Origin of the sequence: Streptococcus mitis, assembly GCF_026782895.1 — a bacterium.
Classification (GTDB): Bacteria; Bacillota; Bacilli; order Lactobacillales; family Streptococcaceae; genus Streptococcus; species Streptococcus mitis_CB.
In genome coordinates this window covers 166,461-180,273 of the sequence record NZ_JAKUXJ010000006.1, presented here as the reverse complement: position 1 = coordinate 180,273, position 13,813 = coordinate 166,461, and the positions used below count along the sequence as shown (strand labels likewise).

Annotated in this window: 11 protein-coding genes and 1 riboswitch; of the genes, 8 read left to right on the top strand and 3 right to left on the bottom strand. The window is 41.2% G+C overall.

Annotated features, from left to right (window positions below; translation table 11 throughout):
* From MK480_RS08500 to tig, 5 genes are all read left to right on the top strand, one after another.
* Nucleotides 1-633, top strand: coding sequence for a response regulator transcription factor (locus tag MK480_RS08500; protein ID WP_268707521.1), 633 nt, complete (start codon nucleotides 1-3; stop codon nucleotides 631-633).
* A 277-nt stretch (nucleotides 634-910) separates the two neighbouring features.
* Nucleotides 911-1,798: a C40 family peptidase gene (locus MK480_RS08495; protein ID WP_060627601.1), complete on the top strand. Its 888-nt coding sequence runs from the start codon at nucleotides 911-913 to the stop codon at nucleotides 1,796-1,798.
* 52 nt (nucleotides 1,799-1,850) lie between these two features.
* On the top strand, nucleotides 1,851-3,041 hold the full coding sequence (locus MK480_RS08490) for an N-acetylmuramoyl-L-alanine amidase family protein (RefSeq protein WP_268707520.1): 1,191 nt from the start codon (nucleotides 1,851-1,853) through the stop codon (nucleotides 3,039-3,041).
* Between the two features lie 89 nt (nucleotides 3,042-3,130).
* Nucleotides 3,131-4,375 carry an N-acetylmuramoyl-L-alanine amidase family protein gene (locus MK480_RS08485; RefSeq protein WP_268707519.1) on the top strand — a complete coding sequence of 415 codons (1,245 nt, stop codon included), beginning with the start codon at nucleotides 3,131-3,133 and terminating at the stop codon, nucleotides 4,373-4,375.
* A 222-nt stretch (nucleotides 4,376-4,597) separates the two neighbouring features.
* Nucleotides 4,598-5,881, top strand: a complete 1,284-nt coding sequence (tig, locus tag MK480_RS08480; RefSeq protein ID WP_268707518.1) for a trigger factor — start codon at nucleotides 4,598-4,600, stop codon at nucleotides 5,879-5,881.
* Nucleotides 5,882-5,928: 47 nt separating this feature from the next.
* Here the strand turns inward: tig and recD2 are convergent, their stop codons facing one another.
* The 3 genes from recD2 to rnhC all read right to left on the bottom strand — a co-directional run bounded on the left by recD2 (nucleotide 5,929) and on the right by rnhC (nucleotide 10,029).
* On the bottom strand, nucleotides 5,929-8,295 hold the full coding sequence (gene recD2, locus MK480_RS08475; RefSeq protein ID WP_268707517.1) for an SF1B family DNA helicase RecD2: 2,367 nt from the start codon (nucleotides 8,293-8,295) through the stop codon (nucleotides 5,929-5,931).
* Nucleotides 8,296-8,529: 234 nt separating this feature from the next.
* Nucleotides 8,530-9,144 (bottom strand): signal peptidase I, encoded by a 615-nt coding sequence (gene lepB / locus MK480_RS08470; RefSeq protein WP_001083986.1) that lies wholly within the window; start codon nucleotides 9,142-9,144, stop codon nucleotides 8,530-8,532.
* 3 nt (nucleotides 9,145-9,147) lie between these two features.
* The gene (gene rnhC, locus MK480_RS08465) at nucleotides 9,148-10,029 is read right to left on the bottom strand and encodes a ribonuclease HIII (RefSeq protein WP_268707516.1); all 882 of its coding nucleotides are present in this window, start codon (nucleotides 10,027-10,029) and stop codon (nucleotides 9,148-9,150) included.
* A gap of 86 nt (nucleotides 10,030-10,115) precedes the next feature.
* Between rnhC and zapA the strand changes: the two genes are divergently transcribed.
* From zapA to MK480_RS08450, 3 genes are all read left to right on the top strand, one after another.
* Nucleotides 10,116-10,418 carry a cell division protein ZapA gene (gene zapA / locus MK480_RS08460; protein ID WP_000002022.1) on the top strand — a complete coding sequence of 101 codons (303 nt, stop codon included), beginning with the start codon at nucleotides 10,116-10,118 and terminating at the stop codon, nucleotides 10,416-10,418.
* On the top strand, nucleotides 10,415-10,963 hold the full coding sequence (locus tag MK480_RS08455) for a CvpA family protein (protein WP_153199186.1): 549 nt from the start codon (nucleotides 10,415-10,417) through the stop codon (nucleotides 10,961-10,963). The genes zapA and MK480_RS08455 overlap by 4 nt, the downstream gene beginning before the upstream one ends.
* Before the next feature lie 217 nt (nucleotides 10,964-11,180).
* Nucleotides 11,181-13,517: an endonuclease MutS2 gene (locus tag MK480_RS08450; RefSeq protein ID WP_049516218.1), complete on the top strand. Its 2,337-nt coding sequence runs from the start codon at nucleotides 11,181-11,183 to the stop codon at nucleotides 13,515-13,517.
* A gap of 163 nt (nucleotides 13,518-13,680) precedes the next feature.
* Nucleotides 13,681-13,769, top strand: a riboswitch (glycine riboswitch).
* Nucleotides 13,770-13,813 lie beyond the last annotated feature (44 nt).

Below are 13,813 nucleotides of genomic sequence, written 5' to 3'. Positions count from 1 at the left end.
ATGAAAATTTTACTAGTTGATGACCATGAAATGGTCCGATTGGGCTTGAAAAGCTACTTTGACCTCCAAGACGATGTAGAAGTTGTAGGGGAGGCGGTCAATGGGGCTCAAGGCATTGACTTAGCCTTGGAATTACGTCCAGATGTCATTGTCATGGATATTGTCATGCCTGAGATGAATGGGATTGACGCGACCTTGGCCATCCTCAAAGAATGGCCCGAAGCCAAGATTTTGATAGTGAGCTCTTATTTGGACAATGAAAAAATTATGCCCGTCTTAGATGCAGGTGCTTGTGGCTATATGCTTAAAACTTCTAGTGCAGATGAATTGCTCCATGCTGTCCGTAAGGTGGCTGCTGGGGAGTTGGCCATTGAGCAAGAGGTCAGCAAAAAAGTCGAATACCACCGCAATCACATAGAACTACATGAGGACCTGACTGCGCGTGAGCGAGATGTACTTCAACTCATCGCCAAGGGTTATGAAAATCAGCGTATCGCAGACGAACTTTTTATCTCTCTCAAGACGGTCAAGACCCATGTGTCCAATATCCTAGCCAAACTTGAAGTCAGCGATCGTACCCAGGCTGCAGTCTATGCCTTTCAGCACCACTTGGTGGGGCATGAGGAGTTTTAATAGTTATGTAAAAATAATATTGGAGAAGTAGCTTACTTTAGCATCAAAGAAGCGAGTAAATACCTCTAGCATGATAAAATATTTTTTTCACAATGTTTTATGTTATTTGTTGACATTCATTTTATAGGGGAGTAAAATGAAGCTAAAGATAACTAAAGTAATGTAGTATTTATCAAAGGATATAAAAAATCCAAAAGGAGGTTAGAATCATGTCTCCGTAAATTATCAAAATAAGGTCACTAGAGCGTTAAGGAATTTTGAAGAAAGGATTTTTGTCATGAAAAAATATATTACTTATGCAGCTTTATTACTTACTTCAGGAGCTTTGTTATCAACTACTTATGTAGTTAATGCAGAAACTACAACGTCTACCACTAAAGTGACTACATCACAAACAACTTCACAGTATACAAGCGAGAAAGAAGCAATTGATCAACTTGTTAAAGAAGGTAAAATTAAGGTTGAAGATGCAGAACAAGTTAAGTTGGTAGGATTTTCTCCTAGAGAATTAACGCAAGTAGAAGGCGATCAAGAAAAAATAGCATTTAATCAAAATAGAGATGATAAAGGAACCTGGATGATAACAGATGGTCGCTGGTGGTTCAAATATACTTCAGGTGGGTATGCTAAACATTGGGAATTCTTAGATAAGAAATGGTATTATTTTGATGATCAAGGTTGGATGAAATCAAATGAGTGGATTAACCCAGATGGTAATTGGTACTATCTTTCAAATGACGGTTCCATGCTAACTGATTATAATAGAGTTAATGGGAAACCTTATTTCTTCAGATCTAACGGTGTTTGCGTAGAAAATAAAGGTCAGGCAATTGCTGAGTATGCAGAGACATTTGTAGATAAAATCCCATATGTTGGGGGTTGGGCAGACTTGAATAAGGGTGTAGATTGCTCAGGATTTACACATGCCATATATAAAAACTTTGACATTTACTTAGGAACTGATACTAGATCTCAATTTAAGCAAGGAATTGATGTAACTGGTAATGAAAAACCTGGAGATTTAATTTTCTTTAATAATCTTGAACATGTGGGAATTAATATTGGCGGTAACCAAGTGGTTCACGCAAATTATGTAAGAAAATTTGTAAACATAACTAACAATGAATACATTGGATCTATTGACGGAGCTAGACGAGTTTGGTAACAATAAAATTTAAATGTCATAAATAATTTGTTACTAATTGGAGGAAACGGCTATGAAAAAATCTAAACTACTTACACTTGGTTTGCTTGCAGGTGCTGGCCTACTTTTATCTATCAACCAAGCACAGGCTGCAGATACATGGGTAAAAAATGGTTCTGACTGGAATCTTTCTCAAGATGGCAGTCTAGCTAAAAACAAATGGGTGCAAAATGCTGGCTCTTGGTACCACTTTGACGGTTCTGGTAAAATGCAGACAGGCTGGTACAAGGAAGTCAATACATGGTATTCGCTCGCAGACAGTGGGGCTATGCGTACTGGCTGGTACAAGGAAGGCAATACATGGTACTCACTCGCAAATAGTGGGGCTATGCGTACTGGTTGGTACAAAGAAGGGTCTACTTGGTACTACCTCAAAGGCAGTGGCGCTATGGCAACAGGATGGGCAACTGCAAATGGTCAATGGTCTTACTTTGAAAAATCAGGTGCTATGGTAGCAGATAGAGCTGTTCCAGCAAGCGATGGGGAAAGTTATGTCATTGGTAAGGATGGTTATATGTTAACCAAACTCCCTAGTCAGGTTGAACAAGATCCTTTTGATGATACAGTTATTACAGATATCGTTACTTTGTCTGATGGTTATGACTATCACCTTGTTCATAAGAAAGATGGAGTTGTTATCGAAAAGAATGCCTGGTATATCAAACCTATTGTTGAACGTTTTTCTTATCAAAAGATTGGCGATATAAAACGAAATACTTTAGATGCCATTACTGATAATAAAAAACCAGGGGAAGAAATTGATCCTAAAGCTGTCATAAAGAATTTCCAAAACTTACCAAATAAGTATTACTTTGGAGCAGATGGACGTAAGGTTGCGAATCTACCAGAATTCACTACTCACTTCCCTATTCAAAAAGTTGGGTCTGAACTTTATCTTAAAAACTCAAGTCCAGTTATTAGTCTAGATTCATCTGGATTGACAATTAATGACAATAAACTTTATCTAAGAGGTGCCAATGATGATAATGGTAAACTTGTAACTGGATATTTTACAATGTTTATGGACGGATTATTATCTAAAGATCACCATATTTTGGGCTATGCAGATGAATCTGGTGAAATCGTGAAGATGAAAGTTTTGCCTAATGATTTCCGTGATTATATTGAAAAAGGAATTTCCGGTTTTTATGGAGAAACTGTTAGATATGACAGTTCAACAGGAAATGTTTCTGTTGTGAAATAAACTATCTGACATAGTAAAAAGAAAAAAGCGAACAGTTTTGTTTACTAGGAAGTCATGTTCATTTCACTATAGAACAGGAGGAAATAACTATGAAAAAATCTAAACTATTCACTCTTGGTTTGCTTATAGGTGCTGGTCTGCTTTTATCTATCAACCAAGCACAGGCTGCAGATACTTGGGTTAAAAATGGTGCTGACTGGAATCTTTCTCAAGATGGCAGTCTCGCTAAAAACAAATGGGTACAAAATGCTGGCTCATGGTATCATTTTGACAGCACTGGTAAAATGCAGACAGGTTGGCTCAAAGAAGGCAATACATGGTATTCACTAGCAGATAGTGGCGCTATGCGTACTGGCTGGTACAAGGAAGGCAATACCTGGTACTCACTCGCAAATAGTGGTGCCATGCGCACTGGCTGGTATAAGGAAGGTAACACCTGGTACTCATTAGCTAATAGTGGCGCTATGCGTACTGGCTGGTACAAAGAAGGCAACACATGGTACTATCTTCATTTTAGTGGTTCTATGATGACAGGTTGGGTGTTCATAGGTGGTAATTGGTATTATTTTGAACAATCAGGTGCAATGGCCTCTGATAGAGTTGTAAATTCTAGTGATGGGACAGGCTATATTCTCGGCAAGGATGGCCATATGTTCACTTTACGAAATAGCCCTTATAAAAATGGTGACATTGTTCGTTTAGGTGATGGATATGAATATCTGATTACAGCAAAATTTGACGGAAATAACTTTACTGATGTTATCGTGGATAAAAACACTTGGTATATCAAACCTGAGTTCAAGAAGTTTTCCGACAAATATGGGGATCAAGTTTCCAATACGATGTTGGCTTTAGTGGATAATAAAGAAGAAGGACAAGAAATTGATCCTAAAGCTGTTATTCGAAATTTCCAAAATCTACCAGGTCGATATTATTTTGGAGCAGATGGTCGTAGAGTGACACCACTTCCAGAGATGACAACTAGATCAGAAATCAAAAAAGTTGGCAATGATCTTTATCTAGAAGACCCAGGTGTACGACTTAGACTTCCATCTACTAACTTCACAATCAATAACAATAAACTATACCATTTAGATAATGGACAAGGTAAGCTTAAAACAGGTTACTTTGTATTGATTGATGACGGTATGTCTACAACCCACTATCATTTCCTTGTATATGCAGACCAATCTGGTGAGGTTCTTAAGATGAAACGCTTGCCATCAAGATTTTCAGATTATTTTGACAAAGAAATCGATGGTTTCTATGGTCAAAAAATTAAGATTACACAGCCAAATAAGTATGAATATTACAAGGTTCTTGTGGTTAAATAATACAAAACGAATCGCCTAATGAGGGATGTGTGGGCGATTCGTTTTTTAACTGTAATCAGCCACTACTGAATACCTTTTATAAGATTATATTTGAATTCTAAAGAAAATTAAGAAGAAACCATACTTCCAGCAGGATTGAAAAGCGCATTCATTACTTGAAAAAAGTCGCCCATTTATGTTATAATAGACTGTATTTAAAAAATTTTAAGGAGAAATGACAGAATGTCTGTATCATTTGAAAACAAAGAAACAAACCGTGGTGTCTTGACTTTCACTATCTCTCAAGACCAAATCAAACCAGAATTGGATCGTGTCTTCAACTCAGTGAAGAAATCTCTTAATGTTCCAGGTTTCCGTAAAGGTCACCTTCCACGTCCTATCTTCGACAAAAAATTTGGTGAAGAGTCACTTTACCAAGACGTTATGAACGCTCTTTTGCCAAATGCTTATGAAGCAGCTGTAAAAGAAGCTGGTCTTGAAGTGGTTGCTCAACCAAAAATTGACGTAACTTCAATGGAAAAAGGTCAAGACTGGGTTATCACTGCTGAAGTCGTTACAAAACCTGAAGTAAAATTGGGTGACTATAAAAACCTTGAAGTATCAGTAGATGTTGAAAAAGAAGTAACTGACGCTGACGTTGAAGAGCGTATCGAACGCGAACGCAACAACTTGGCTGAATTGGTTATCAAAGAAGCTGCTGCTGAAAACGGCGACACTGTTGTCATCGACTTCGTTGGTTCTATCGATGGTGTTGAATTTGATGGCGGAAAAGGTGAAAACTTCTCACTTGGACTTGGTTCAGGTCAATTCATCCCTGGTTTCGAAGACCAATTGGTAGGTCACTCAGCTGGTGAAACTGTTGATGTTATCGTAACATTCCCAGAAGACTACCAAGCAGAAGACCTTGCAGGTAAAGAAGCTAAATTCGTGACAACTATCCACGAAGTAAAAGCTAAAGAAGTTCCAGCTCTTGACGATGAGCTTGCAAAAGACATCGATGAAGAAGTTGAAACACTTGCTGAATTGAAAGAAAAATACCGCAACGAATTGGCTGCTACTAAAGAAGAAGCATACAAAGATGCAGTTGAAGGTGCAGCAATTGATAAAGCTGTAGAAAACGCTGAAATCGTAGAACTTCCAGAAGAAATGATTCACGAAGAAGTTCACCGTTCAGTAAATGAATTCCTTGGAAACTTGCAACGTCAAGGTATCAACCCTGACATGTACTTCCAAATCACTGGAACTACTCAAGAAGATCTTCACAAACAATACGAGGGAGAAGCTGAGTCACGTACTAAGACTAACCTTGTTATCGAAGCAGTTGCTAAAGCTGAAGGATTTGACGCTTCAGAAGAAGAAATCCAAAAAGAAGTTGAGCAATTGGCAACAGACTACAACATGGAAGTTGCTCAAGTACAAAGCTTGCTTTCAGCTGATATGTTGAAACACGATATCACAATCAAAAAAGCTGTTGAATTGATCACAAGCACAGCAACAGTTAAATAATCTTAATAAACAAAAATCCCACCTGCCTAGGTGGGTTTTCTGATGCACTATTTTCCAAAAATCTCTTTGAGGTCTGCGTCAGTAATCCCAATCATGGCGGGGATGCTGTCCCAGTTTTCTTCTGTTAGGATGTAGGATTGATCAGAGTCACTTGATGTGGCAGTTTCAGAGACAGCAGGTTTATTATCTTCGACATTTTCCAATAGATCACTGAAACGTTCAATCAGATAGGTTTTTCGGGCAGTTCCGATGTGCTGGGTAGCATAGTCGAAGGCCTGTAATTCGCCTAGTAAGATAAGCTTGCTTTTGGCGCGTGTAATGGCTGTGTAGATGAGATTACGCTCTAGCATACGTCTGCTAGCACTGGTGATAGGCAGGATGACAACAGGGAACTCACTTCCCTGAGATTTATGAATACTCATGGCATAGGCCAAGCGAATCTTGTACCATTCGTTACGTGGGTAAGAGACTTCATTCCCATCAAAATCAATGACAATTTCATCCTGTTTTGACTCGGTGTATTTACCAGGGATCAGATCTGTGATAGCTCCCAAATCTCCATTAAAGACATTGATTTCAGCATCATTGACCAAGTGAATGACTTTGTCACCCTTACGATAGTGGCACTGGGGAGCTTCAAAACTAAGTTGGTCTTTTTGTGGTGGGTTAAGGAGGCCTTGCATAAGCTGATTGATGGCATCGATCCCTGCCGTCCCTCGGTACATGGGAGCCAGAACTTGGATATCACGGGCAGGGATACCGCTTCTGAGGGCAGCGCCTAAGATTTTCTCAATGGTGGCAGGAATATGACCACTAGCAATTTCAAAGTAGGAACGGTCTGCTTTTTTCTGGGTAAAGTCAGCTGGCAGGATACCCTGTCGAATCTGGCTAGCTAGGGTAACGATAGTTGATTCTTCACTTTGTCGGTAAATTTTTTCCAAGCGAGTCTGAGGAATCAAGGGAATATGAAGTAGATCCGCTAGAACCTGTCCAGGGCTGACAGACGGTAGCTGATCGCTATCGCCCACGATGAGGATTTTACTGTTAGAAGAGATGTTGGAGAAGAGTTGATTAGCCAGCCAAGTATCCACCATGGAGAATTCATCCACGATGATAAAATCAGCATCCAGATAATCTTCCAAATGACTGGTATCATCGTCGCCTGTCATTCCTAAGTGGCGGTGTATGGTCGCGCTAGGCAAGCCTGTTAATTCGTTCATGCGTCGAGCTGCTCGTCCAGTTGGAGCAGCCAGAAGAATCGGCAGGTTACTTTTTTTTCTGAGGTCAAGTCCTTCTAAAAGTGCATATACAGCGATGATTCCATTGATAACAGTTGTCTTACCAGTGCCAGGCCCACCTGTCAGGATAAAGACCTTGTTCTGGATAGCGTCGCAGATAGCTTGTTTTTGAATTCTATCATACTCAATCCCTAGTTCTTGCTCGACAGTAGTGATATGTTTTTGAATAGTTTCTAAATCTTGGCTCTTCTGTTTTCCTTTTTCAAGGATACGAACCAAGTGACTGCGGATCCCTTCCTCAGCAAAAAAGAGACTATTATCAAAGATTTTGGTATCAATCTGCTGAACCTTGTCTTCTTCGATCAAGTAGGAGAGTTCTTGAGCTACTTGGCTGGGGTCCAGTTCTACGGGACGGGAAGATTCAAGGAGAGTGAGGGTTTGTTCCAGCAAATCCCGTGCTTCAACATAGGTATCCCCTGTTTCCATACAGGCCTGAAAAAGACTGTGAACTAGACCGGCGCGGAAGCGTTCAGGGGCCTGACTTTCGATGCCTAGTTCCTCAGCTAGTTGGTCAGCAATAGTAAAGCCCAAGCCCTTGATATCCTCAACCAGTTGGTAGGGATAATTTTCAACCACATCAAGGGTTTCTTCCTTGTAAAAGTCTTGAATCTGAAAGGCTAGTTTATTGGGGATGCCGTAGTTGGCTAGTTTGGCCAAGACCATCTCCGTTCCGTAGTTGAGACGAAGAGTGGAGACGAATGCCTCGCGATTTTTAGCAGAGAGTCCTGAGATGCCTTCTAGCTTTTCGGGGTGTTGCAGAATTTCGTCAATGGTATTGTCGCCATAGGTATCCACGATTTTCTGAGCTGTCTTGAGACCAATCCCTTTGAAATGGCTACTTGAAAAGTACTTGACCAATCCCTTGCTAGTCGGTTTTGCACGTTCATAACGGCTGATTTGCAGTTGTTCCCCATACTTGGAATGCTGGACAATTTGCCCCCAAAAAGTATAGTCTTCGCCTTCAATTACGTCAGCCATGGTTCCTGTTACAATGATTTCAAAATCATCAAAATCCTCTGCGTCCGTATCTTCGATTTCTAGGAGGAGGATGCGATAAAAATTGCTGGGATTTTCAAAAATAATCCGTTCAATGGTTCCTGAAAAATAAACTTCCATAAGATTCCTTTGCATAAATAGGTGAGAGTTAATACTCTTCGAAAATCAAATTCAAACCACGTCAGCTTCGCCTTGCCGTACTCAAGTACAGCCTGCGGCTAGCTTCCTAGTTTGCTCTTTGATTTTCATTGAGTATAACTTTGTTTCTATCTTAATCAAACTGGATAGTGAATAATCATATTCTCACGATAGAAGAAGAGGCTGAGATTGCTGATTCTCGGCCTCTTAGGTCTCTTAAAATGTTCCGATACGGGTGATTGGCCAGAAGCGGAATTTAGCTTCCCCTGTGATATCTTTTGCTTTGAAGGTACCTACGTGGCGGCTGTCGCTAGAAACCAAGCGGTCGTCTCCGAGGAGAAGGTATTCTCCTTCTGGAACTGTAAAGCTAAAGTTGGTATTGTAGTTGACATCGACTGTGAAGGCTTGGGCTTTTTGAGCGATACTTCTAAAGAAAGTTCCTTTATTTCCTTCAAATCCCTTGCCTGAGTAAGTGCTTTGGAGTTTGTCATCCTTGAAACGTTTGATGTAGTCAGCTAGGTAAGGTTCGTCCGTCTCTTTATCATTGATGTAAAGTTTATCGTTTTCGTAACGGATGGTGTCGCCAGGCATTCCGATCACGCGCTTGACGATGTCCTTATTGCCATCTTCCTCATGGGCCACGACGATATCAAAACGGTCAATAGGGAGGTGCTTAACGACAAAGAGAATTTCGCCATCCGCTAGGGTAGGATCCATGGAGTGTCCTTCTACGCGGACATTACTCCAAAAAAAGATACGACTTAAAGCTAGTAATGACAGAATCAGGAGGAACAATCCCCACTCTTTTAGGAAATTTTTAAATGAATTCATAACTTACCTTTCTAAGCGTTTTTTCGCTTTTTCAGTGTTTTTAAAGTGCAATTTGGCGCAGAAGCTGAGTCCCTGCATACCATAGGCTTGCAAAATCTGGCTAGCCACCTTGTCAGAGGCCGTTCCAGCTCCACTTGGAAGTTGATAGCCCAGTTCTCGTCCCAGATTTTCAAGATTTTCCAGAAAGAGATCACGCGCAATGATAGAAGAAACTGCGATAGCCAAGTATTTGCCCTCAGCCTTTTCTTCTAAGCTGATAGGATTGCTGAAACGATTGGCCTCTTGTGCCAAGTACTTGTCATAATTTTTAGCACTGGTAAAGGCATCAATCACAATTTTCTCAGGCTGAACACCTTTTTGAAGAAGGAGATAGATAGCCTGATTATGGAGGGCAACCTTAACCGAAACAGCATTGTAGCGGTCTCCGATGACCTCGTTGTACTTGCTTGGTGAGAGAAGTAGTGCCTGGTGCTGGATTTTTTCTTTGAGGATAGGGGCAATCTGACGGATCTTTTGGTCGGTCAGAGTTTTAGAATCTCCCACACCAAGTTGGCGCAAGAAGTCATGCTGGTCAGGTGTGACAAAGGAAGCCACAACTGCAAGTCCACCAAAGTAGGAACCATTTCCAACCTCATCCGTCCCAATCAAAGGGAGATTTTGTCCGCTGGTTTGCCCTACAACTTGATAGCCAAAGAAACTAGCATATTTCTCAGCTCCTTCACCCTGAAGCAAGACCTTTCCAGAAGTATAGATAGAAACCGTGGCTTGAGGTAGTTTTAAAAGGTAGCGGATGTAGGGATTCTTGCTAGGAGCCAGACTGGTTTGATAGTGTTCAAGAAAAGCCTGAATCTCCTTTTCGCTTGGTGTGAGTGTTATACTTGCCATAGTTTCTATTGTACCATAAAAGCAGGCAAATTTGTAAAAACTGACAAAATTAGCGAATTTTGGTATAATATCGTGAGGTGAATTTTATGGCAAATCTAAATCGATTCAAATTTACATTCGGGAAAAAATCATTAACCTTGACAACCGAGCATGATAACCTTTTTATGGAGGAAATCGCCAAGGTTGCGACAGAAAAATACCAAGCAATTAAAGAACAAATGCCTAGTGCAGATGATGAAACAATCGCTCTTTTGTTGGCAGTTAACTGTTTGTCAACTCAACTCAGTCGTGAGATTGAATTTGACGATAAGGAGCAAGAATTAGAAGAACTCCGTCACAAGCTTGTGACTTGCAAGCAAGAACAGAGCAAGATTGAGGATTCCTTATGATTTCACTCTTTCTTATATTGGTCTTGGCTTGGGGATTTTATATCGGCTATCGGAGAGGCCTGCTCTTACAGGTCTATTACCTGATTTCAGCCATGGCATCGGCTTTTGTGGCTGGCCAGTTTTACAAGGGGCTTGGAGAGCAGTTCCATTTATTGCTCCCTTATGCAAATCCTCAGGAAGGTCAGGGAACCTTCTTTTTCCCATCGGATCAACTCTTTCAGTTGGATAAGGTCTTTTACGCAGGAATCGGCTACTTGCTTGTATTTGGGATAGTCTATAGCATCGGTCGTTTGCTTGGTCTCCTCTTGCACTTACTTCCTAGTAAAAAACTGGGTGGTAAGTTGTTCCAAGTTTCAGCAGGTATCTTGTCCATGTTGGTGACCTTATTTGTCTTGCAGATGGCCTTGACAATCTTAGCGACCATTCCCATGGCAGCTATACAAAATCCTCTTGAAAAGAGTATCGTCGCAAAACACATCATCCAGAGCATACCAGTAACAACCAGTTGGCTCAAACAAATCTGGGTGACAAATTTAATCGGATAAAAAGGGCAGGAATTTTCCTAGCCCTTTGTTTACAGATTTGACTCGAATCTATCAGAATGTAAAAAGCTAATACTCTTCGAAAATCTCTTCAAACCACGTCAGCTTCCATCTGCAACCTCAAAACACTGTTTTAGCAACCTGCGGCTAGCTTACTAGTTTGCTCTTTGATTTTTATTGAGTATCATACACCTAGACATTCAAAGACAAGGAAATAAAGATGAATAAGAAAATATTAGAAACATTAGAGTTCAATAAGGTCAAGGCTTTGTTTGAACCCCATTTATTGACCGAGCAGGGCTTGGAGCAATTGAGACAGCTGGCTCCGACTGCCAAAGCGGATAAAATAAAACAGGCTTTTGCTGAGATGAAGGAAATGCAGGCTCTTTTCGTCGAGCAACCGCATTTTACTATTCTTGCAACCAAGGAAATCGCAGGAGTTTGCAAGCGGTTGGAGATGGGGGCGGACCTCAATATCGAGGAGTTCCTACTCTTGAAGCGCGTGCTTCTTTCTAGCAGAGAACTGCAAAGTTTTTACGCCAATCTGGAAAATGTCAGCTTGACAGAATTAGCCCTCTGGTTTGAAAAATTACACGATTTTCCGCAATTACAAGGAAATCTACAAGCCTTTAATGATGCAGGTTTCATTGAAAATTTCGCCAGTGAAGAATTGGCACGAATCCGTCGAAAAATCCATGATAGCGAGAGTCAGGTCCGCGATGTCTTGCAAGATTTGCTTAAGCAAAAAGGGCAGATGTTGACAGAAGGGATTGTTGCTAGCAGGAATGGCCGTCAGGTTTTACCAGTCAAAAACACCTACCGTAATAAGATTGCAGGTGTCGTCCATGATATTTCTGCCAGTGGAAACACCGTTTATATCGAACCCCGTGAGGTGGTCAAACTGAGCGAAGAAATTGCTAGTTTGCGAGCAGATGAGCGCTATGAAATGCTTCGCATTCTCCAAGAAATTTCTGAACGTGTCCGCCCTCATGCGGCTGAGATTGCCAATGATGCTTGGATTATCGGCCATCTGGACTTGATTCGTGCCAAGGTCCGCTTTATCCAAGAAAGGCAAGCAGTCGTTCCTCAGCTGTCAGAAAATCAAGAGATTCAACTGCTTCATGTCTGCCATCCATTGGTCAAAAATGCCGTTGCAAATGATGTCCATTTTGGTCAAGATTTAACAGCGATTGTTATTACAGGTCCCAATACAGGTGGGAAGACCATCATGCTCAAAACTCTAGGCTTGACACAGGTTATGGCTCAGTCAGGTTTGCCGATTTTAGCTGATAAGGGAAGTCGTGTTGGTATTTTTGAAGAAATTTTTGCTGATATTGGCGATGAGCAATCTATTGAGCAGAGCTTGTCTACCTTCTCTAGCCACATGACCAATATTGTGGATATTCTTGGCAAGGTAAATCAACATTCACTCTTACTCTTGGATGAGTTAGGAGCTGGTACAGACCCCCAAGAGGGAGCCGCCCTTGCCATGGCTATTCTGGAGGACCTTCGCCTGCGTCAAGTCAAGACCATGGCGACGACCCACTATCCAGAACTCAAGGCCTATGGTATCGAGACAGCCTTTGTGCAAAATGCCAGCATGGAGTTTGATACTGCAACTTTACGCCCGACCTATCGCTTTATGCAGGGTGTGCCTGGCCGAAGCAATGCCTTTGAAATTGCCAAACGTTTAGGTCTATCTGAAGTTATCGTAGGGGATGCCAGTCAGCAGGTTGATCAGGACAATGATGTCAATCGTATTATTGAGCAGCTGGAAGAGCAGACGCTAGAGAGCCGCAAACGCTTGGACAATATCCGTGAGGTGGAGCAAGAAAATCTCAAGATGAACCGTGCTCTCAAAAAACTTTACAACGAGCTCAATCGTGAAAAGGAAACTGAGCTTAACAAAGCGCGTGAACAAGCTGCTGAGATTGTGGACATGGCTCTAAGTGAAAGTGACCAGATTCTTAAGAATCTCCATAGTAAATCTCAACTTAAACCCCACGAAATCATTGAAGCCAAGGCCAAATTGAAAAAATTGGCCCCTGAAAAAGTAGATTTGTCTAAAAACAAGGTCCTTCAAAAAGTCAAGAAAAAACGAGCTCCAAAGGTGGGAGATGATATCGTGGTGCTCAGCTATGGTCAGCGTGGTACCTTGACCAGTCAACTCAAGGACGGCCGCTGGGAAGCCCAAGTTGGCTTGATTAAGATGACTTTAGAAGAGAAAGAATTTGACCTCGTTCAAGCCCAGCAAGAAAAGCAAGTCAAGAAGAAACAGGTCAATGTTGTGAAACGAACTTCTGGTCGAGGACCTCAAGCCAGACTGGATCTTCGAGGCAAGCGCTATGAAGAAGCCATGAATGAGCTAGATGCCTTTATAGACCAAGCTTTGCTTAACAATATGGCTCAAGTTGATATCATCCATGGTATAGGAACAGGTGTCATCCGTGAAGGAGTTACCAAATACTTGCAAAGAAACAAACATGTCAAGAGTTTTGGCTATGCCCCACAAAATGCTGGGGGCAGTGGTGCGACTATTGTCACTTTTAAAGGATAGCAGTATTCTAGATTTTATAAAGTAAAAACTGTTGAACTCATTTTTACTAATAAACACATTGACAAAAGCCAACATTTTTTGTAAAATAAGAATCAATTAAATACCAACACCGAATGAAGTTTAATAGAAGTGGGGAATCGTTTGATTTTCCATGACTGTAAATGGACGGAACTCTGGAGAGACCGTAAAGGCACCGAAGGGGCAAGGCAGGCAACTGCTCAAACTCTCAGGTAAAAGGACAGAGCTAGGATAGACCGCTTTTTAGCATTTATCTAAGCATTCCAGAGTACATGTAT